The organism is Spirochaeta cellobiosiphila DSM 17781 (assembly GCF_000426705.1).
In the GTDB taxonomy this organism is placed as follows: Bacteria; Spirochaetota; Spirochaetia; order DSM-17781; family DSM-17781; genus Spirochaeta_E; species Spirochaeta_E cellobiosiphila.
In genome coordinates this window covers 106,907-128,751 of sequence record NZ_AUFW01000012.1, presented here as the reverse complement: position 1 = coordinate 128,751, position 21,845 = coordinate 106,907, and the positions used below count along the sequence as shown (strand labels likewise).

Annotated in this window: 20 protein-coding genes; 5 read left to right on the top strand and 15 right to left on the bottom strand. The window is 37.0% G+C overall.

Going from position 1 to position 21,845, the window contains the following annotated elements:
• Window position 1: 1 nt before the first annotated feature.
• The 9 genes from K345_RS0102385 to K345_RS0102345 all read right to left on the bottom strand — a co-directional run bounded on the left by K345_RS0102385 (window position 2) and on the right by K345_RS0102345 (window position 10,468).
• Window positions 2-2,410 carry a DEAD/DEAH box helicase family protein gene (locus K345_RS0102385; protein ID WP_028972817.1) on the bottom strand — a complete coding sequence of 803 codons (2,409 nt, stop codon included), beginning with the start codon at window positions 2,408-2,410 and terminating at the stop codon, window positions 2-4.
• 65 nt (window positions 2,411-2,475) lie between these two features.
• Entirely contained in the window at window positions 2,476-3,159 is a 684-nt protein-coding gene (locus K345_RS0102380) for a LipL32 family surface lipoprotein (RefSeq protein ID WP_028972816.1), read from the bottom strand.
• Between the two features lie 27 nt (window positions 3,160-3,186).
• A complete protein-coding gene (locus K345_RS0102375) occupies window positions 3,187-3,630 on the bottom strand; it encodes a hypothetical protein (protein WP_037571024.1) in 444 nt (147 codons plus the stop codon).
• A gap of 109 nt (window positions 3,631-3,739) precedes the next feature.
• Window positions 3,740-5,215 carry a helix-turn-helix domain-containing protein gene (locus K345_RS23410; RefSeq protein WP_211227817.1) on the bottom strand — a complete coding sequence of 492 codons (1,476 nt, stop codon included), beginning with the start codon at window positions 5,213-5,215 and terminating at the stop codon, window positions 3,740-3,742.
• A gap of 131 nt (window positions 5,216-5,346) precedes the next feature.
• Window positions 5,347-7,089, bottom strand: coding sequence for an NADH-dependent [FeFe] hydrogenase, group A6 (locus tag K345_RS0102365; RefSeq protein ID WP_028972813.1), 1,743 nt, complete (start codon window positions 7,087-7,089; stop codon window positions 5,347-5,349).
• Window positions 7,090-7,103: 14 nt separating this feature from the next.
• Entirely contained in the window at window positions 7,104-8,897 is a 1,794-nt protein-coding gene (locus K345_RS0102360; protein ID WP_028972812.1) for an NADH-quinone oxidoreductase subunit NuoF, read from the bottom strand.
• A gap of 11 nt (window positions 8,898-8,908) precedes the next feature.
• Window positions 8,909-9,295, bottom strand: coding sequence for a (2Fe-2S) ferredoxin domain-containing protein (locus tag K345_RS0102355; RefSeq protein WP_028972811.1), 387 nt, complete (start codon window positions 9,293-9,295; stop codon window positions 8,909-8,911).
• Window positions 9,296-9,305: 10 nt separating this feature from the next.
• Complete coding sequence (locus K345_RS19370; protein WP_037570964.1) at window positions 9,306-9,854, bottom strand: ATP-binding protein; 549 nt, start codon at window positions 9,852-9,854, stop codon at window positions 9,306-9,308.
• A gap of 5 nt (window positions 9,855-9,859) precedes the next feature.
• On the bottom strand, window positions 9,860-10,468 hold the full coding sequence (locus tag K345_RS0102345; RefSeq protein ID WP_483852531.1) for an NADH-quinone oxidoreductase subunit NuoE family protein: 609 nt from the start codon (window positions 10,466-10,468) through the stop codon (window positions 9,860-9,862).
• A gap of 171 nt (window positions 10,469-10,639) precedes the next feature.
• Here K345_RS0102345 and K345_RS0102340 point away from each other — a divergent pair, with 171 nt between their 5' ends.
• The 3 genes from K345_RS0102340 to K345_RS0102330 all read left to right on the top strand — a co-directional run bounded on the left by K345_RS0102340 (window position 10,640) and on the right by K345_RS0102330 (window position 12,416).
• Entirely contained in the window at window positions 10,640-10,984 is a 345-nt protein-coding gene (locus K345_RS0102340; protein ID WP_028972809.1) for a DRTGG domain-containing protein, read from the top strand.
• A complete protein-coding gene (locus K345_RS0102335; RefSeq protein ID WP_028972808.1) occupies window positions 10,985-11,923 on the top strand; it encodes a CBS domain-containing protein in 939 nt (312 codons plus the stop codon).
• A gap of 61 nt (window positions 11,924-11,984) precedes the next feature.
• Window positions 11,985-12,416, top strand: coding sequence for a flavodoxin family protein (locus tag K345_RS0102330; RefSeq protein ID WP_028972807.1), 432 nt, complete (start codon window positions 11,985-11,987; stop codon window positions 12,414-12,416).
• On the opposite strand, the gene K345_RS0102325 is transcribed toward K345_RS0102330, so the two are convergent.
• The 5 genes from K345_RS0102325 to K345_RS0102305 all read right to left on the bottom strand — a co-directional run bounded on the left by K345_RS0102325 (window position 12,403) and on the right by K345_RS0102305 (window position 18,144).
• Window positions 12,403-14,271 carry a methyl-accepting chemotaxis protein gene (locus K345_RS0102325; protein ID WP_028972806.1) on the bottom strand — a complete coding sequence of 623 codons (1,869 nt, stop codon included), beginning with the start codon at window positions 14,269-14,271 and terminating at the stop codon, window positions 12,403-12,405. The genes K345_RS0102330 and K345_RS0102325 overlap by 14 nt on opposite strands.
• Window positions 14,272-14,351: 80 nt before the next feature.
• The gene (locus K345_RS0102320; RefSeq protein WP_028972805.1) at window positions 14,352-15,959 is read right to left on the bottom strand and encodes an ABC-F family ATP-binding cassette domain-containing protein; all 1,608 of its coding nucleotides are present in this window, start codon (window positions 15,957-15,959) and stop codon (window positions 14,352-14,354) included.
• Window positions 15,960-16,017: 58 nt separating this feature from the next.
• The gene (locus K345_RS0102315) at window positions 16,018-17,073 is read right to left on the bottom strand and encodes a hypothetical protein (protein WP_028972804.1); all 1,056 of its coding nucleotides are present in this window, start codon (window positions 17,071-17,073) and stop codon (window positions 16,018-16,020) included.
• A gap of 1 nt (window position 17,074) precedes the next feature.
• Window positions 17,075-17,617 carry a methylated-DNA--[protein]-cysteine S-methyltransferase gene (locus K345_RS19365; protein ID WP_211227816.1) on the bottom strand — a complete coding sequence of 181 codons (543 nt, stop codon included), beginning with the start codon at window positions 17,615-17,617 and terminating at the stop codon, window positions 17,075-17,077.
• Window positions 17,614-18,144 carry a GNAT family N-acetyltransferase gene (locus tag K345_RS0102305; protein ID WP_028972803.1) on the bottom strand — a complete coding sequence of 177 codons (531 nt, stop codon included), beginning with the start codon at window positions 18,142-18,144 and terminating at the stop codon, window positions 17,614-17,616. Before K345_RS0102305 ends, K345_RS19365 begins: the two co-directional genes overlap by 4 nt.
• 115 nt (window positions 18,145-18,259) lie before the next feature.
• Here K345_RS0102305 and K345_RS0102300 point away from each other — a divergent pair, with 115 nt between their 5' ends.
• Both K345_RS0102300 and K345_RS0102295 read left to right on the top strand, forming a co-directional pair.
• A complete protein-coding gene (locus K345_RS0102300) occupies window positions 18,260-18,589 on the top strand; it encodes a DRTGG domain-containing protein (RefSeq protein WP_028972802.1) in 330 nt (109 codons plus the stop codon).
• Complete coding sequence (locus K345_RS0102295; RefSeq protein ID WP_028972801.1) at window positions 18,589-19,296, top strand: PHP domain-containing protein; 708 nt, start codon at window positions 18,589-18,591, stop codon at window positions 19,294-19,296. Before K345_RS0102300 ends, K345_RS0102295 begins: the two co-directional genes overlap by 1 nt.
• Before the next feature lie 2 nt (window positions 19,297-19,298).
• Here K345_RS0102295 and K345_RS0102290 read toward each other — a convergent pair whose 3' ends face one another.
• Window positions 19,299-21,776, bottom strand: a complete 2,478-nt coding sequence (locus K345_RS0102290) for a cyclic nucleotide-binding domain-containing protein (RefSeq protein WP_028972800.1) — start codon at window positions 21,774-21,776, stop codon at window positions 19,299-19,301.
• Window positions 21,777-21,845 lie beyond the last annotated feature (69 nt).

Genomic DNA, 21,845 nt, shown 5'->3' with positions numbered 1-21,845 from the left:
ATTATAACCATATTTCTTTATTATAAGCTGTCATCAACATGGATTTCTTACTGTGAAACTTGTTGATGATAGCTCTTCCTTCCTCACTCCAGGCTGATACAGTGTAAACAGATTTCCAAGAAAACATTCTCCACTTTCTCATAAAATAGTTAGCTCTATCCTTATTCACTCCAAAATAAGTTGGGACTGGAAATACAGTTTTTTGACCCAATGCACTTTCATGATCCTCAATAATCATAAAATATCGTTGTTCATATAGGGGACTGAAAAAATCCTGTAGGGATTGGGCAAATAAGTCCGCACTTGATGGAGCCACTAGGTAAACACGAAGGATGTTGGTATCCCGCCATTCGATTTTGAATTTGCCATAATTTGCATATTGATATACATACTTCATTCCTCTCAATATAGCATTAGCTGTTCGTTTTACTAATCGATATACTTTTCTTCGGGAATACATTTTTTCATCAAATATTATCTCAAAATCATAAGTCTGTTTATCTTGATAAGAGCCTCCGACCTTCCATCGTTTATAAGCACCGAGTCTATCATTGGCACGATTAAGCATAACTTTATTAATAGTATCACGTTGTTTAACAACACTTGAAACAGATCCAGCTCCTAATAAGGGATGAACATGTCCAAGACCTTTCTCAACAACACCATCTTCACTCAATCCATAGAATTGGGAGAACTTCTTTCTAAGACGCATTAAGTCATAACCACCCTGTAGGTTATCCTCATGAACTGTTAGAATATCCCAATTATTAGCTGTCTTAAGAGGTGATTTTTCGTTTAAGCGTATTGTTCTACCCCTAATCTGATTAACATAGGCAAAGCTAGACACAACAGTCAGATCCACCAAAGTATTTAGGCTAATCGAGTCCCATCCTTCACCTAATAAGTTTTTAGTACTTATTAGACACTTGGTTACTCCATCTTCTAAAAGTTTAGAAACAAAAACAACATAGTTTTTACTGTTCCAATCACTGCCAGATCCTACTATCTCTACAAAACCATCATAACTTACCGCTTCTAAAAGTATATTAAGATTTTTTTGATTTACATAATCAAGAGCCCATTCTTTTATACGCTCATAAAGATCATCATCGATCCATAAGGATTTGCCCGTAACCATTATAGGATCTGCTTCATCGGTTTCAGGATCAGTAACCAATTGCTTCATAACATCAACAGCAGAAGTCCCTTCTCTATAGTCCTTGTCCCCCAGACTTTTGCTATTAACTTCCAAGTCTGTAAGTATTAATGCGCGTAAGGAGTCACCTTGACATCTAAGTTCTTGGCGTATCACTTCTCTTGCGCCTATGGTTTTACTTTTGCTAAATGAGAGAAGATCCTTTAAGCCTCCATCTATCGGTCGAATTCCATTACGTGTTAATGAATAGCCGATATTTTTCAAAATATCTTTAACCTTTTTGTAATGGATTTTGCCCTCTTTCTTTGGATATAAATAGCGTAGACAATATAACTCTAAAACTTTTATTAATTCCTCCAGAGTGAGAGGGCTTTCATATTCTGTATTTGGAATAACAGAGAAAGGAAGCTCACAATGACTTTCCATAAGAAACTTAACAAGTCCAGAAGTAAGTAAGGGATCATATTTATAGAGCTCACTAAAAGTAAAACTTTTGTCTTTTACAAATGGATCTTCAAGATAATCTGAGATATAAAGTTGGATAGGAGTCAGATCCTCTAAATTTCGTAAAACACATAACAAATCATCGAGCTCTTTACTAAGCCGACGCAATAATTCAACCTCATGATCGGTAGGCTCTACAACATAAACCAGATCCTGATAGGGAGCAAGATACCCTTCTTTAACAACGGGAGGAAGAAGGATTTCATAATCAACCTCCTCTAATAATCGTGAGTATTGATCAATATCCTTCAACCCTTTATCAAAGGGGGGTGTTGCTGTTAAACCGATTAAAAAGACATCCTTCTTTAACAGATCCTCAATAACTTTAGCCCAATGAGCCGTTAAATGATGACACTCATCCAATATGATGACCTTCCTATTGTCTAAACTCTTTATGAGTTCAATGGAATTTGGATGCAATTCCCCCTTACTATTTTTCACACTAATACTTTGATAAGTTAAGGATAAAAGATCACAATCCTCACCAATATCTGAAGCGACTAAAAATTCTGATAATTCATTCAGTTTATTAATCCACTGGGCTTGTATAGCCAAATTTGGACTAAAAACAACGGCTTTTAGGCCCAAACGTCTAAACAGTTCCAGCCCAATTAAAGTTTTACCAGAACCAGGTGGTGCAACATAGTGAAATATTTTATCACCAAGAGAAAGTTGCTTTTCAAATGTTTCAATCATATCTTCTTGATACTTGCGAAAAGTGATTGGAAATAATTCTTTGTATCCCACCATAAAGCCTCCAAATAAAAAGGGGGCCCTAGGCCCCCGGTAATTGTAACTATAAGATTGTTTTTTTTCTATTCAGATTCTGTTCCATTAACAGCTTTGTGTAATTCTTCCAAAGAGGAAGCGATAACAACTCCAGGAATATTAGTTCCTACTTGAGCAGTAAACGAACCTTCTATATCACCTCTGAAAGAAGTAAACGCTATGCGATATACTCCTCTAGTTAATGCCTTTAACGGACTACCAGCATCTGACTTATGTCGAAGTAAAGAATTGTAACTTTGACCAGCAGGATTCTTTGGCATTTCACCAGAGTCATCGTTTGTAGCTAGTTCGGAGACAACAGATCCTCCATCTTTAATTTTTTCTGGATCAAAAATATCCATTTTTTCTAAAGCAATAAAAGTATCAAAGAAGGCTTCAGAATCTTTTTCATACGCACTATCAAATATAGCTGATTTATAATCTCCTTCACTAGGAACTTGATCAGCAGGGGAATACATAGCAACACCAACCTCATCTATTACGGCAGGTACCCAAAAATAAAGATAGTAAGAGTCCTTACCTTTATATTCTCCATCCGCTTTCACATCAGAAGCAACATACCCATAAAAGTTGGTCATATTAGCATAGGGAGCATGTACAGTTAAGGGACCAACTCCTTTCGTAATAGAACTAGTTAATCCACTTGTTGAACAACCAACTGCCAAAAAAGTTGTGATCGTTAATATACTAATTACAATTTTATTTCTCATTTTATCTATTCCTTTATTCCGATGTTTTTATAATTGGATTATTCCTCGAAGTAACACACTATATAGAATTACCCAAACACCAAAGATTAAAGCCACGATTCCAATTTTTGTTTGAAAGCCAACAAGTTTGTCTCTTAAGATTACAGCTTTTGCTTGAGCTTCTTCTGGAAGTTTAGACAACATAAGCTTTTGAATCATTCCAAAGCCCAATATTAGACCACCTGCAAAATTAATAATGTTTGCAACTAGAGAACTCACCCATTGCACTGGCCAAGTGCCTATAATTCCTAAAGAAAGAATGGAAGATATAATGCCCCATAATCCCCATACGAAAACAACAAGTCCCAGAGTTCCTTGAAATGGAGTAATCTTATCTAAAAACTCCTTTGCTTTTGGGCTTTTCTGAGCCACCAAACTAGGAAGGCATAAACCTCCCAATACTATTAAAACTATTCCACCAATTAGTCCCATCTGACTAACCTCCTTTATGATATGACATAAAGCTACCGGTATATGAGCAATTAAAAAATGACATTTAGGGGGTAAAAACATACCCCCCTGGGGGGTATTTAGGGGGTAATTAGCTTTTTTTCTTAATATAATGGGATACAAGTACAAATATTTCTAAGCGTGATTTAGTATTAGTCTTCTTCATTATGTTCTTAATATGTTTTTTTGCTGTCTCTGGAGAAATATACAAATCCTGTGCAATTTCCTTAGTAGACTTACCATCAATTAAAACATTCAGAATATCCTGCTCACGTTTGGTGAGTTCATATTCTTGACTAAATAGGAGTAGTTGAGCTGTATTCATTTCATCTTTTGGAAGTTGGATCTTTTTCTTCTTTGTAATCTTCTTAAGATACAGATAGAAGAAAAATATTCCTCCAATGAAAAGAAAAGCAATTACACCTATGAAAGAGATAAAGGCTATATAATTCACATTGCCATCAATAGGAGCGAAGCCAAGTTCATAAGTATCAATAGTTCCATCTTTTTTCTGAAAAGGAATAATCAGATCACTAACATTATATCCTATGTAGGACTCAGCCCGTCCCGCATATTTAAAATTTAGAACCCTTTCAGCATGATCATCATTCCATACTATTTTTTGACGTAAGACTTCTTCCTCTAAAAATTTAGGTAAGGAAATATAAGGTCTAAGACTTTCGAAGGTAAACAAACCATCTGTTGCCAACTTTATATAAAATTCAGTCTTAGTATCATTCTTTAATTTTTGGGGATAATCCTTTGTTTCAATTGATAGATAATCTCCATAAACAGGATATTTCTCATCCAATGCTACTTTTCTAACATTTAAAGAGTTTTGATATACAGGTAATTCTTTATATATGATCTCTCTCTCTGAAGATCTGAATTCGAGAAGTAATTTATCTGGAAGTATTTTATATTCACCCTCGTTTTGGAATACTAGGGAAAGTGGGAATGAAAAAATCCTGTATTCTTGGTTATTATAAATAAGGGACCTATTTAAAGACCAAAAGGCTTCCACCGCCAAGGCCGTTTTTATATTATCAATCATTGAAGTATAGCTTTCAGCTAGATAATCATAGGATATGACCTCAATCATGGCACTACCAGGAATTCTAGCAGTATATACACTATCAGTCATATTAAGAATAACAGCACCCAACTCCGTTATGGATGGGACTTTAAGTACATTGATATAAATATAAGGAGTAGTATAGACACTGCCATCATCATAGGTAATATAGGCACTTATACTTACCTTGTCATTTGATGTGGGATACATAGTGAATATTCTGTTCTCCCAGACCTTCTGTATATTCGTGACCACATCAAAAGAATATCCAGATCCGGATTTTTCTGACTGAATACGTAAGGCCCCACTTCCAAGACTTAATTTAACATCCTGTATTGTTTTCAATTTATTATCAGGAATCACGACAGTTAAATCAAAAATCTCACCTTCATATGCCCATGTTTTATCAATTTTTATATGAGGCAAATCCTGACTAACAACAGAATATATCATGATATTAAATATAAAAAATAAGAAGATAAACCTTTTCATAAAGAAGTTATAGCATAATATTTGTCGTAGATTAAGTAGCGAACAAGGTAGGCTAAGTACTTATATTTCAAGTTCATTTTTGATATTAGAATAAAACATCCCCTGACTGTTAAAGTCAGGGGATAGTTATATTATTTTGTATATAACGGACGTGCTGTATAATGAGTGTGAAGAAGCTTATGGGCTTTTTCACTATTAGGACTTCCTAGATACTCATCATATATTTTAACAATATCCGGGTTTAGGTGAGAACACCTTTTGGTTGAAGAGACATCATCCTGATAAATACCAGCAATACGTTTAGCTCTTACTTCATCTGTTGTTCCATAAGGTTGACCACCACCAGCAATACAACCACCACGACATGCCATAACCTCAATAAAATGATAAGGTAATTCTTTACCCTCTTTTTGAGCCTTCTTTACTTCATCAAGTACAGACTTCACATTGGCAATACCATGAGCAACGGCAACTCTAACCTTAGTTCCCTTAATATCAACTTCTGCGGTTTTTACACCATCTAAACCACGAACATTCATGAACTCAACTTTGTCCAGCTCCTCTTTAGTGATTAGATGATAGGAAGTTCTTAAAGCCGCTTCCATTACACCACCAGTAACCCCAAAAATAACACCGGCTCCAGAATACTGACCTATGGGACTATCTGCTTGCTCATCAGGTAAGGAATTAAAATCAATACCTGCTTGTTTAATCATTCGTGAAAGCTCACGAGTTGTGATACTTAAATCCATATCTGCATAACCAGAAGATCTCATAGCATCATCACGATCTATTTCATATTTTTTTGAAGTACAAGGCATAATAGCAACAGAATAGATATTAGCAGGATCCAACTTACCTACTTCAGCATAATAAGTTTTAGTCATTGCTCCTTGCATCATCATAGGTGATTTAGCAGTAGAAAAATTAGGTATCATATCAGAATAGTACTTTTCCATATAATCAACCCATGAAGGACAACAAGAAGTTATCTGAGGGAGAATACCACCTTTCGTAAATCTTTCAACAAACTCAGTACCTTCTTCCATTATGGTTAAATCCGCAGCAAAGTTTGTATCAAAAACAGCATCTACACCGAGACGTCTAAGAGCTGCGTATAACTTACCTGTTGAGATAACTCCAGGCTCTAAACCAAAAGCTTCACCGATAGCAACACGAACAGCTGGGGCAACTTGAACTGCTACATGCTTAGCAGGATCACGGATAGCATCCCATAGATCCTGTGTTTGATCTCTTTCAAATATAGCACCTACTGGACAATGGGCTGAACATTGGCCACATTTAATACAGGGAGAATCATTTAAAAGAACACCAGCTGCTGGAGCCATTTTTGTTTCATCTCCACGATCGAGGAACTCGAGAGCCCATACATCTTGAAGTTGTTGGCAAACAGTTACACAACGGCCGCATCCTATACATTTTTCAGGATTTAAAACAATAGAAGGGGTAGAAGTATCACGGGGTAACTTCTTAGTTCCGCGTGAAAAAGGAATCTCGCGAATACCAAAATCAGCACTAATTTTCTGTAATTCACAGTTACCACTTCTTCCACAAGTCAAACAATCATTAGGATGATTCGCTAATATTAGTTCAACAACACTTTTTCTAACTTCAACAATTTCTGGGTCATGGGTTATATAATTGACCCCTTCAGTACAAGCAGCTGCACAAGCCCTAACCATTTTAGGACTACCTTCTTGCTTGACAACACAAATTCCGCAGGAAGCATTGGGAGGCAGATCAGGGTGAGCACACAAAGTGGGGATCTTTACTCCAGCCGCTTTAGCTGCATTTAGAATAGACGTACCAGATTCTACCTGAACAGGGGTACCGTTTATTTTAACATTAATCATGACTAATCTTTCTCCTATCCGACTATAACCGCATTGAATTTACAAGCATCAAAACAAGCACCACATTTAATACACTTATCTTTATCAATGACGTGGGGTGATTTTCTCTCTCCAGCAATACAGTTGACGGGACATTTGCGTGCACAAACAGTACAACCAATACACTTATCTGCATCAATAGAGTAGGAAACTAAATCCTTACAAACTCCTGCAGGACATTTTTTATCCACAATGTGCGCTCGGTACTCATCGGCAAAGTACTTCATAGTTGACATGACAGGATTAGGGGTAGTTTGTCCAAGACCACAAAGGGAAGCTTTCTGCATAGCCTTTCCTATTTTTTTGAGGGTCTCTAGATCTTCCATCTTACCCTTCCCTTTTGTAATCCGATTAAGAATTCCATGTAGCTTCTTTCCTCCAATACGACAGGGAGAACATTTACCACAAGATTCTTCTACACTAAATTCAAGGTAGAACTTAGTTACATCCAGAATACAGTCATCTTCATCCATAACAATCATTCCACCTGATCCCATCATAGAACCTAGCGAGATAAGATTGTCATAATCTATAGGAGTATCCAGATAGTCTGCAGTTATAACACCACCAGAGGGTCCTCCTGTCTGAACAGCTTTGAAAGCTTTACCATTAGGAATACCACCGCCGACATCATAAATGATCTCACGTAGAGTAGTCCCCATAGGAACTTCAACAAGACCGGAGTTATTAATTTTACCAGTTAGAGCGAAAACCTTGGTTCCTTTTGATTTTTCGGTACCAATTTTATTAAACCACTCTCCACCTTTCGTTAAGATCACAGGAATATTGGCGTAGGTCTCTACGTTATTTATCACTGTTGGACGTTGCCATAAACCTTTGACAGCAGGAAAAGGAGGTCTTGGTCTTGGCATACCCCTTTCTCCTTCTATGGACGCTAAGAGGGCTGTTTCTTCACCACAAACAAACGCACCAGCACCGAGACGGATCTCCAGATCAAAATTAAAACCAGATCCTAGAATGTTTTCTCCAAGAAGACCATATTCTTTGGCCTGTGCCATGGCAATCTTTAAACGATCAATAGCCAGAGGATATTCAGCTCTAATGTAAATAAAACCTTGATTTGCCCCTGTAGTAAATCCAGCAATGGTCATAGCTTCAATTATGGAGTGGGGATCACCTTCCAATGTGGACCTATCCATATAGGCACCCGGATCACCTTCATCAGCATTACATACTACATAGCGAGGACCACCATCATCAGGAACAGATTTGGTAAAGTTCCATTTCATCCAAGTGGGAAAACCTGCCCCACCACGACCTCTTAAACCAGCTGTTTTTAATTCTTCAACAACCTGATCAGGAGTCATCTCAAACAAAACTTTTTCTAATGCCGCATATCCATCACGAGCAATATATTCAGTTATATCTTCAGGGTTAATGACACCACAGTTTCTAAGAACAATACGTTTTTGTTTTTGATAAAAAGGAATATCATCTTCTTTATGAAGAGCTTCTTGCTTTTCATTCTTATAAAGAAGTCTTTCAACTTTACGACCCTTTACAAGATGTTCATTAACTAGTTCATCAGTATCTTCAGGTTTTACTTCTACATAAAATGATTCATCAGGCAGGAACTTTACAATAGGTCCCTTTTCACATAAACCAAAACAACCTGTTTTTACAATCTGAACGGTTTCTCCAATACCTGCCTTGTCTGCAGCAGCCATAAGGTTCTTATAGATGGTATCGGATTTGGTGGATTCACAACCTGTCCCACCACAAACTAAAACATAGTTACTAATTCCCATATATATTCTCCTTACTTAATGTCCGTAGCAGGTTTGTCAAAGACATGACCGGAAACGAGTTTTTTACCTTGAATATGATCACCTATAATTTTTCGCGCTACTTCAGAATTAACATTGCCATAAATTGTATCAGGCATTCCTGCCATATGAACTTCAACAGTAGGTTCAGAGTGACATAGCCCCATACAACCTGTCTGTTTTATTACGATACCTTCTAATTGTTTACTATTGATCTCTTCAACAAATGTATTAAGAACATCTTTTGCACCAGCTGCAATTCCACATGTTCCCATTCCAATAATGATATCGACAATTTTTCCTTCACTTGTTCTTCTAGCCATCTCGGATCGTTTCTGATCACGAAGGGCTTTTAAATCAGCTAAGCTCATCTTTGCCATTAGGATCTCCTTAATTATTCTCTTCTTGAGAACAGATAAAATCTTTCAGAAGTCCTAGATTTGCAGCATCGTTTAAGTCCCCCAAAATTGCTTTTAATTCTGAGCGAACCAGGGTGTAATTAATATTGTTCTCCCTATGGTCACAAATGCGTTGGATTATCATTTCATGCTCCCCTTCGAGTGTCAGGCAAGAAAAGAAGGCGCCCATGAAATCTCCCAACGGGGGAGTATCAACATGTTCCCTATTAAATACTGCTTCCAGAACCGTCCCTTTATTTAATTGGGACTGAATTTTGAAAACACCGCCAGTCATATCTAATGTTTGCATCAAGAATGGAAGCCCTAATCCAACCTTACGTTTAGAATGTTTCTTTCCATTTGTCCAAAAAGGGTCCAGAGCCATAGCTAACTCCTGTTCAGACATTCCACAACCATTATCAACAACAGACATGCATAATTCTCTTTCACTCTCCTCCCAACGTATGTTGACAAGAGAAGCCTCTGCTTCAATGGAATTTTGTACAGCATCCATCAAAAAATCACAGAGGGAATAATGCATTCCTTTTAATCCTTATATTTAGCAATGATTCCAGGTAGTTCATCAGGTTTGACTTTACCAAATACCTCGTCACCAACTGTCATAACAGGTGCAAGTCCACAACAGCCAATACAGCGAACTGCTTCCACACTAAATTCTCCATTATCAGTTACTTGATTAACAGGTACCCCTAATATGTTCTCCAATTCTACCAAAAGGTCTTGGCCTCCCTTTAGATAGCAAGCAGTTCCCATACATACAGAGATTTTGTGTCGACCAGGTTTAGTCAATTTAAAAAAGTGATAAAAAGTCACCACCCCATAGATCTTTGCTAGAGGTACATCCAGCATTTGTGATAGCTTTATTGCTCCCTGTCGGGGAATATAGCCGAACTCTTCCTGCAGTTTATGCAGAATCATTATCAAGTTACCCGATTTGTTTCTCCACTCTTCAATGAAGGCGACGAGTTGATCAGAAAACTTGAGCTCATCTTGGGTGTCCACAGCCATCCACTTCTCCTTAAAAATTAAGTTTCTATTGTCCGCTTCTCTAGAAGCTTTATCAGTATAGGCTATGGTTTCTGGCAAATCAATAAAAATGTATCGAAAAAGAATCATTTTTTTATCTTTTAACAAAACCTTAGCAGGGAAAACCTGTTAACACGAATTAAATCATTATTATATATAGGAATAGTATAGTATAATGATAATGTTTAAATTATTTTCCTTAGGGAAAAGGGATGATATTTGCACTATAAATGTAGTATCATTGGTAAAGGTATTGTAAGTAAAAGGAGAGCTCGATATATGAAAGTCACCTCAGTAATGACTCCACTAAAGGCTAATATAGCAGTTGATGTTGATGGATATGAAGATATAGAATTCGAAGATATAATTGCCTGTGATTTAATGAGTGATGTGCTAGTCGTGGACAAAGAAGACTTTCTTCTTGTTACGAGCCTTACTAGTGATCAGGTAGCCAGGACATCAGACATAGTGGGCGCTGTAGCCATTATGTTAGTAAATGGAAAAACCCCTCAACCAAAGCTTAAGGAACTGGCAAAAGAATCCGGGATCCCTATACTAACCACACCATTGGGTTGCTTTGAAGCTTGTTATGCACTTGGACAACTTCAAAAAGGAGAACGATAAATGACCTCATCAGGTGGTATTCCCATCAATACGGATTCCAGTCCTACTGTTGTACTTGAGCTCATTTATAGATTAAAAATCAAAGATGTCATGACCTCTGAACTGCATTTAGCAGGACCCTCTGATACAATGAGATCCATACAAAAAATAATGAAGGAAAACTCTATTACAGGAGTTCCTGTTGTTGATAATGGTAGATTAATTGGGATCATTTCTGTGGATGATATTATTAATGCTCTTGATCTAGGTTATATAGATGATAGAGCCCAAGATCATATGAGTCGTAATATTATTGTTCTCGAAGATGATATGCCCCTCTCATTCGGTATCACCTATTTTGATAAATACAAATATGGAAGATTTCCAGTATTAAATAAGGATAACAAACTTGTAGGAATCGTCACAAGCCGGGATATCTCTTCTGCTCTACTAGTCGAACTGAACAAAGAAATGGAACAGCTTGAACAGCGTATACGAGCACAAAACCCACCTCTTCCTGTAAGTCATATGCATAGAGAGTATATTGTAAGAAAATTTGATTTTGAAAATGCAGGTAAAGCATCAACAGAGATTAAGAAGATCCTTAAAAACAAAGAATTAGATAGAAAAACAATTAGGAGAATCGCTGTTGCTGCTTATGAGTTGGAAATGAATCAAGTCAAACATTCAGATGGTGGACGTATTATATTTCTTTTTGAAGAAGATCGAGTCGAAATAACAGCAGTGGATACTGGTCCAGGCATACCGGATATAAATCTGGCCCTACAAGAAGGATACTCTACAGCCAATGATTGGATCAGAAGTTTAGGTTTTGGAGCTGGTATGGGACTGCCCAATGTGAGAAGAGTAAGTGATGAGTTTAATATTGCCTCGGATTTGCAAAACGGGACCACAGCCAAATCCATTATTTTTTTGACAATCCAACAAGAGGAGGAATAATATAAGCGGTTTAACAGTCTTTTTTAGTAGAGATGGTAGTACCCGATTATTAGCGTCACTTATGAGCCAAAAATGGGATACTTGTAGCTATGAATTAAAAGAGGCTAAACCAAGTAGGAATTTTTTATTATCAGGTTTCAAGGCCATGCAAAAGAAAAGGTCTTCTATTGAAACCATACCGACAGACCTTATAAATGATGCAGATTTTCTAATTATCGCTTCTCCTATTTGGGCTGGAAATGGTAATCCCATAATAAATAGTTTTGTAGATCAAGCAGATTTGGATAAGAAACCAGTGTATTTATGTACGGTACAGGCTGATCCTCAGTGTAAAACAGCACCTAAGGTTTTTGGATACTTAAGTAAAGTCATTGGCTCAAAAGGGGGAATGGTAAAAGGGTCAAAAGCCTTTCATGGAGCCAGTCCAGGGAAAACCGCTTCACGATCTGATCTAGAAAAGCAATTAGCTCAATGGAATATCATTCAATCCTAGAAGTATCCTCCTGAATTTCAATTGTTTTGAATTGATTAACTATTTTATTAAGAATCAAACTTCCTTGTTCCATATTCATAGAAGCTTCTGTCACAGTATCCATCTTATTTTTTATTACTTCCATATTTGAAGAAATATCACTTCCTTCCTTTGTTACTTCCTGAGCGATTCTGTTAACTTTTTCTACCTCAGTCATCACCTCCTGAGTATTACCAGAAATACTTTGGGAAGTATGATCAACAGAATCAGAAAACTCTTTTAAATTAATTGTACTATTCTGGATTTGAATACCCCCTTGACGAAGTTCATCTACAGCGGAGTGTAGTTCTGAAAAAATTCGATCAGCCTGTTCAACTTCCTTACTAATGACAGTGAACGCAGAGAAGGTTACTTCACTAGATTCTGTAGCCCGCTGTATAGTATCCACTATTCTATTAATTTGAGAAGACATTTCATGAGTGCTGTCCCCTGAAGAATCAGCGAGTTTTCTTATTTCCTCTGATACAACAGCAAATCCTTTTCCCGCATCTCCAGCATGGGCAGCTTCAATGGCAGCATTCATGGATAATAGGTTAGTTTGAGAAGATATATTCTCTATAATTTCAACCATTCCCTTTATGGTCTCTATAACATCTTGAATATTTTCAATTGCTTCTTTTGTCTCAACTAATTTTTCTGTTCCATCTTGGCTAGTCTTAACAAGATTAGACATACGATCCCTGGTAGAATCGGTTGTATTGGCAATACTTTCTACAGAAGAGATCACCTCAGTAATCGCAGCAGAAGTATCTTCAATCATTCCATGTTGATTAGATATTTGATGGCTAAGACTATTTACCAATTCAAAAGTTGATTTAACTGCATTCACAGCTTTTTTCATACTAGTATCGAGTTCACTAGCACTTGAATTAATCATACCTACAGATTGATCAACACTTTCCAAGGATTCGTGAGATTCTTTAACAGAAGATTTCAAACTGTCTTTTGTGTGAATATTTTCATCAGAATGATTTTTAATGCCACCAAATGTTTCTACTAAGGATAAGCGAAAAGTTTCTAAGTCATTACTAAGACTACCAAGTTCATCCTTTGATTTGGCTGTAATTTGCTGAGATAAATCATGGTTTATAAATTGAGCAATATTATTTTGCATAGCTTTAACTGATTTAATAATGGAGCCTACAACCCTGCCTGTTAAAAGCAACACAATCAAAAAGATAGGAATGATGATCATAAAAGCCGCTATAATCCCCTGACGCCTTATCAGCTGCACTTCCATTTTTATATTATCCATTTGTTCGTCTAATTGCTCTATACTTGTTGTCAAAGAAAAAACAACCGTTGATGTTGCAGCTCCAAAAGCAGAACGTTTCTCTTGAAATTCCTCATATCGAGGACTTTGATAGATACGATCATTCTTTAGAATTTGATTTAAAGAAATATTAGTCATGTACATGATATCTTCAACAATATCCATTAACTGATTATAAGAGGCAAGAAACTCATCCCTTCTATTATCCATTAATGAATCTAATTTGGAGATGACATTGAGAGAATCATTGATACTGCTATTGGTATTGTTAAGATATTTTAAATCCTGAACGATAACATTGGCAGGAACACGGTTTTTGCTAAAATCATCATATTTCTTTTTTAAAATAGACAGGTTGTTCAACTGAAACTCGTTAATAATAGCTCTTTCATCTATTAATTCCGTCTTATAAAAATCCAGTTGATCCGTATCTTGGTTGATTCTTCTTATTTTTAATTCGAATAGTGAATAAATCCCGAATGATAAAATAGTGGCCAAAATAAATAATGATAATATTCCAAAGATTTTGACCTTAATACTCATCCCTGACTCCTATAATTAACACGCTATGCTATCCATTATAGAATGGGTATTCACTGAGTCCAAATATTATTTTAACTTTATTATGCCTTCTTAGATAAATAGTAAGGATAATCACCTTCATACACATTTAATTTGCCATGATCAATTTCAAACACCCTATTAACCAACTGAGTTAAAAAATACCTATCATGACTTACAATAATGAGAGTTCCTTCAAAACACTTAAGAGCCTCTAGCAAAACTTCCCGAGATGTAATGTCTAAGTGATTTGTGGGTTCATCTAATATCAAACAATTTACGGGATTAGCCAAAATAGAAGCTAACACAACACGACTCTTTTCTCCTCCAGATAACAGACCAATATTCTTGTCCACATCATCTCCAGAAAATTGGAAGGCTCCTAAAAGGGTCTTTCTATATCCAATAGTAGAATCAGGTAAGCGATGTGTTATTTCTTCAAAGATAGTTCGTTCGTCATGAAGAAGGTCCGATGAGTATTGACTGAAATATCCTAGATCCACAGAACTACCTATTTGAATAGTACCGGAAGTTTGAGGAACTTGCTGGCACATAATCTTTAATAAGGTAGATTTACCGGCGCCATTTACCCCGGTGACAGCAATCTTATCACCTCTATTAATGTCACCGCAGAGTCCTTCAAAAACCTTGACATTTCCCCTTTCCTCATCTGTCCATACCTTACTTAGATTATCAAAGTTAATAACTCGATCCCCACTTCTTCTGACTTGAGCAAACTCAAATTTCATAACCTTAGGTTCTGGAGGGATGACAATCCGTTCCAGTTTTTCCAGCATTTTCACACGGGATTGAACTTGAGCCGCATGAGAAGCCCTTGCTTTGAATCGAGCTATGAATTCTTCATCCTTCGCAATGGAAGCTTGTTGCTTATTGTAAGCAGCGATTAGTTGCTCCCTACGAATATGACGTTCCTGCAAATAAAAATCATAATCTCCGGAATACATAGTAATTGTTTCTCCAGCGACCTCGATTGTTCTATTACACAACCTGGTCATAAATTGGCGATCATGACTTGTCATAACAAGAGAACCTTCAAAGTTTTTTAACCATTCTTCCAACCATACAATTGATTCCATATCCAAATGATTAGTAGGTTCATCCATTAACAATAAATCTGGATTAAGGAGAAGAATTTTAGCTAAGGCTATTCTCATCTTCCATCCTCCAGAGAAGGTATCAACACTTCTTGATCGAGCTATTTTATCAAACCCCAAACCCTCAAGAATGGTTTCTGCTTTATTATCTAGTTCATAACCGTCTCTATTAACGAAGGCCATTTGTAGTTCGCCATAAAGATCCATCTCTTTATCATTTAACCCTTCTTCAGAGGCCATCCGATGCTCAAGATCAGTTAGCTTTCTACCAATTTCAAAGACCTCACCAGCTCCGGATAATACTTCCTCTAATACAGAAGAACCGGTCATCTCCCCTACATCTTGTGAAAAATAACCAATCACAACACCTGCATCTACAGAGACAGAACCTTCATCAGGAGTTTCGACACCCGTCATTATTTTGAATAAGGTAGATTTTCCGGAACCATTAGGGCCTACCAACCCAATACGATCGCCAGGTCTAACCAAAAAGGTGGCGTTTTTGTATAAAGTTCTATCACCAAAGGACATTTTAATATTGGACAGATTAATCAATGACTTACTCCCTAACTTTGAGACGAATGAAGAAAGCAGTCTATCGGAACTATATCATTTAGTCAAAAGAACTATCGATATCAATAGTATCAGCTTGAACCTTATCATCCCAACGTCGTAGGAAGTCTTGACGAGACAAGATTTGTGCTCCTAATTTTGTCTTATATGACATGTAAGGATGACCGAGATTCCAGAAAGAGATTCCTTTTTCTTTTAATAATTGAGCTAACAGAATAAGTTGTACTTTACCCAAATTATTCCATGCCGAATTATGTCGGTAGAAAAAACCTGTCAAACTAGTATAAGTCCTGCCCAATGTATAACCTAGCTCACCAGCAATGACCTCATGAGTCATCGAATTCTCTAATGTCACACCCCATAATTTAAGCTTGTACAAATGACGATTAAGGGCTAACTCCATCATTAATCTTCGATAAGGTCTTCTGAGCCAACTTTTTTCTTTCCAAACATTTTGAAGATGATACAAAACTTTTAATGGATCAGAATAAACCTTTAAAATATAAGGGCTTAAACCTTCATCAATACGTTTAATAATCTTATGACTCTTCGAATCAACATGTAAATTAACCCAATCCAGGACAGCATAGGATTCCTGAAGCTCGGGAAGCATATGTATTTTACCCGATAGTTCACTAGAAATAGCAATCATACCCAGGGAAGCTTGTGCTTCATAAACCTTAGCATCCCATTTGAGTGTATGAAAATAAACAGGACCTGTGTGTTCAATAAAAATATCTCTCCACTCACTATTTAAATGAGAGGTACTAAGTTCAACTAAAGTACCAGGAAGCACGACGCCATCGAGAATCCAGGATTCAAAAGGATAAGATTGCTCTATACCTGTAAAGCTGTCCTGAATAAAGCTTGAAGAGACAAGCTCGGATATTTCAATTTGTCCACCAATAGACTTCTCATTCCTCTGCCAATAATTACCAAAAAGAAGTAGATATTTATAGGGGCTTCTATTAATAAGTATGTAATATTTGCCTCTACCACCCACAGGTTCAGATACATATCTAAATGAAGTTTTATAGCGAGGAGGATATTCAATGATCAAAGATTGGATATAATCGATATGATAAGGTTCCTGCATTTTAACTGTTAAACAGGTTAAGCTGTTTGCTCTCCTCTCGAACTCCTTCCCGATGAAGAAGCTTTTCCTTAACACGAAGCCCACCAGCATATCCGGTCAAGGCTCCATCACTACCAACGACTCTATGACATGGAACAATAATGGACAAAGCATTCGCACCATTAGCAGAAGCAATCGCTCTTAGCCCTGTAACAAAATCCATATCCTGTGATTGCTTTTTGTAACTAACAACTGTGCCGAATGGAATAGTTATCAAATAATTCCACACTTTAACCTGAAAAGGGCTTCCCACAAGTCCTAAGGGCAAATCAAATTCTTGTCTCTCACCCTCAAAGTACTCCCTAAGCTGGGCGATGGCCTTGTCAATGACAGGACTAGCTTCTTCACGATACTCGGCATGTAATCGATCTTTAATACGCTTATCAATCAAGTCCCTTTTTTTACGATAAAACCAATCAGCTAAAACTAATTCTTCCTGAAAGGAGCCCATTAGCATATCTCCATAGGGGGAATGGTATATATAAGTGCTGATAAATTGGTTCACAATCTATTATAATCCTCATTCAATAAGGCTGTTAAGACATGATCTTCCCATTGGCCATTAATCATCAAGTATTTTTTTGCATATCCTTCTGTCTCAAAACCTAACTTCTTGAGAAGATGGGCTGATCTCTTATTAGAGGGCATATAATTAGCCATAACTCTATTTAATTTGAGATCACCAAAAGCAAATTTAAGAACAAAATGACATAGGGAAGTCATAACCCCCTTACCTTCATGATTCTTATCAACGCCATACCCCATGAAACAAGCTTGAAAAACACCCCCAGAGATACCGGATAAAGTACAGTGTCCCCAAATCTGGTCTTCTTCATCTGACAAAGCAACAAAACTAAATAAGCCACCCAAATTACGTTGTTGTTCCCATTGCAATAAACGAACAGACCAGGACGCTATACTATGATATTCCTTATCTCTAGCAGGTTCCCAGGGAGCCAAATGGTCATGGTTGTTCACATAAAATTCAGAAAGGATACTGGCATCCTTTGGTTTTACTTCTCGTATTATCATATGCGCATAAGTCTAACACTAAAAATATCTTTGCAAAAGGTCTTACACTTTTCCCTTGTTTACTTGCTTATCCTAGATTAATATAGATAATTAAATAACGATTAGTGAGGGAATAATGAAAATCAGTCAGTTAGAATCAGATTTAGGATACAAGATAATAACAAAAGATTTTGAAGATCGAGAAGCTGATTCAGGCTATACATCCGATTTATTAAGCGATGTCATGGGGAATGCACCAGCTGATTCGGTATTCATAACCATTCAGGCTCATAAAAATACCATTGCTGTAGCCACATTAGCCGGAGTTTCGGCCATTGTAATCTGTGGAAATCGGCAGATACCGGAAGATATGATCCAAGCGGCTAAAGAGGAAGAAATTGCGATCTTTCAAACCCAGGACAACCAATTTACCGCATCCTGTAAGATCGGCCAATTGCTTGCTTAATGCTTGTAACAGCAGATCTGCATAATCATAGTTGTCTCAGTCCCTGTGGCGATTTGGAGATGAGTCCTTCTGCAATGGTAATGAAAGCAAAAGAATTAGGAATTAGGATGCTAGCCCTTACAGATCACAATAGCGCTCTAAACACACCGGCTTTCGAATTCCACTGTCAACAACAGGGAATATTACCTCTGTTTGGAATCGAAGTAACCAGCTTCGAGGAGGCTCACCTCCTCTGTTTGTTTCAAACAGTAGAACAGGCCATGGATTTAAGCAAGGAACTCTACCGGGTTCTTCCTGCTATAAAGAATGATTCTGATAAATTAGGAGATCAAGTTTACGTTGACAAGGACGATATGATTGAAGGAGAAGTGGAACATCACTTAACTAACGCTGTGTCATGGACCATTGATCAAGTAAGGCAGAGAACCATAGAGGACAAGGGTTTGTTTATTCCTGCTCATGTGGATAAACCAGTCTTCAGCTTAATCAGCCAACTAGGCTTTATTCCAAATGAGTTTTATCATGCCCTTGAAATAACAAAACCTGACACACACCCTGATTATTATGACAACAAACTGATAACTAACTCAGATGCCCATTTTCTTCATTCGATGGGAACTCGTAAAAGTATCTATGAAATGGGAGATTTAAGCTTCAAATCCTTCACAGAAGCTCTTTCACAAGGACATTATCAAATATTCATGTAGACTTATTGCTCTAGGTACTTGATGTATAATTCAAGATCTTCAGGAAGTGGGATACCTGCTTTCTCAAACCTCTTACGTTTACTATCCATACGTAACATAGCCTTACGAGTATTATTCACATACCGATTCTCCAAGCTCGTATACAATGGCTTTTTAGCTAATACTTCCCTAACTTCCTTAGGGAAAGGACAGAACTTATAAAAGATCTCTCTATTAGCAGCATTAAGTTTAACCCGGCCTTCATATTCATTTTCAATCCAGGTTTGATAATCTTTGATAAATCGTTCTTTATCAGAACGAGTCTTCTTCACTAATGCTTTGATCTCTTCCTTGACAGTTAAAGATAATTTAGGATGCTTTTGATAAAAGTTAATATAATCATAGTAATATCCTACTAAGCCGCCCTCAACAGGATCAGTCCACTTAGCACCGGCAATAGTTTTACTCATCTCCCAACGGAAAGCTCCCAACAGTTCAAGGATCGAAGATTCCAGTTTACCATTAAAATAGAGAGGTAAAAAGAATCGGCCCTGGGTAGAACGCTTACGCCCATCTAATTCCTGCCACATCATCATTCGTTCACCAATGGTGGGATACAGAACAATATTGGGAAGGACTTCCATCTTGATAACATCAGATCCAAACTTGGAATGGGCCACAACTTCCCTGAAAAATACAGAAAAATCCCTTGTTCTCACTTCGTTAAAACGTTGGCTTACCTCTTCTGGTTCCTGAAATAAACGTTCTGACTTACCTAAAAATCCCTGGCTGCACAAGATAGGAAGAGAGCGCCGTCTATTACCAAACAACAAGGGCTGTACATTGGCTACAATTTTCTCTATCTCATAGCGAACTTTATCTTCTGCTGTATTTCTATAAATGATTTCAGCCTCGGTTTCCTTCTTAGTGAACCGTTCCTGACGTTTGAGCCTATCCCTAAAGGAGTCACCCATGTCATCCATTGAAGGCATAACTTCATCTTTGTAAACCTTTTCCAAGAAGTACGGGAGTGTCATTACAGGAATGTCATGATCTACAAACAATTCCTTACTATAGGCCTGATCCAAGAATTCGAGGTCCTCTTTGGTTAAAAAATCCTCATCAATAAGACCAAAATGCAACATGATACCAGGTATAAAGCTCTTCAGATCTGATCCTAAGACTTTGAAAAAACATATCTCATACAGTTCCCAATACATAGCACTGAATTCTTTTCTAAGCTCTATAGGTTCTTTATCCATGGAATAACGATCTTTCAATGCTTTTATCTTATAAGTAAGTTCTGTAAAGGTCTCCCGGAACTCATCACTGACTTCAGCAAAATCCAGTATTCGTTTTAACAAGTTTTTATACTTGGCCAAACCTTGACCTAAAGCTTGATCTGTTTTAACGACAGGAACATCTTTGGAAGCTTTTGCTTCTGTTACTACAGGTGCGCTTTTGAGCTTTACCAGATCTTTGTATATATCGAATTGTTCTGCAGGATCATAACCCAGCAATTGTTGGATGTCTTTACGACAATGCCAGGTAAATTTGGCCATAAAGTGATCGAAGATATTCTTTTTATTTTCGTCATCACCATCCAAAGCCAGGATTTGCTCAACCCATCCCCCAGCCGAATACAGTATTCCCATCAAGCTTTTGATATTAAGAACCATAGACTTATTGAGATCCAACAACTGTTCCATGGCCTTACCAAGAAATTGAAAGGTATAATAATTAGAAGGTTCATCCTGATAGAATAGATTGGCTAATATTTTATCAGACTTCTTCACCAGCCTTTTAAAAAAAACAAACTGCTGATAATCAATCACAGCTTCAGGTCTTAGTAAATCCTCTTCATTGTACAGTCCCAGATCCTGCTGTAGTCTTCCCAAGAATAAATTATGATCCCATGGCTCAGAAAGAGGGAGATTTTTATCAGACCCCAATTTTCTCAAATATTCAGAATACTGACTCAAAGACATATTATAACGAGTTTGATCACTTTTTATTTCAAACGCTTCATGGGTAGTAGTAGCTAAAGCGATACTATCCTGAATGGAAGCTAATTTATGCCATAAGTATTTATAATTCTTGAAGAGAAAAACAGCCGATTCAATACGTTGTACCAAAGCTCTGAGAACTCTTAAATTTAAACGAATACGAGACTGTAAGGATTGAATAAGATTTTCTACACTTACAGGAAGATTGGTAATAATACAATCAGTCACGGTCAATACAGAAGTATAGCTAGGTCTAGGACTTCTTAAGCCAACGACCCCACAGACAGATTCCCCTTTAATTAATCCGACACGGACACTGCTCTTAATAACTTCATCAGGAGACATTCCTTCAATATCAGATTCACAGGATAACAATTCAGCCATTCCTGAATGAACCATAGTAATAGCTTTCTCACTTTGACCTTGAAGGATCAAAATTGTCCCAGCTTCAACTTTTTTATTGGCTACCCTCTGGTTGAGATCAAATACTTCCATTAATTTTATTATAGGAACAAATAAAAACTTTGGCTACGATTTCCTTACAATGGACAGGAAAACTTGCTC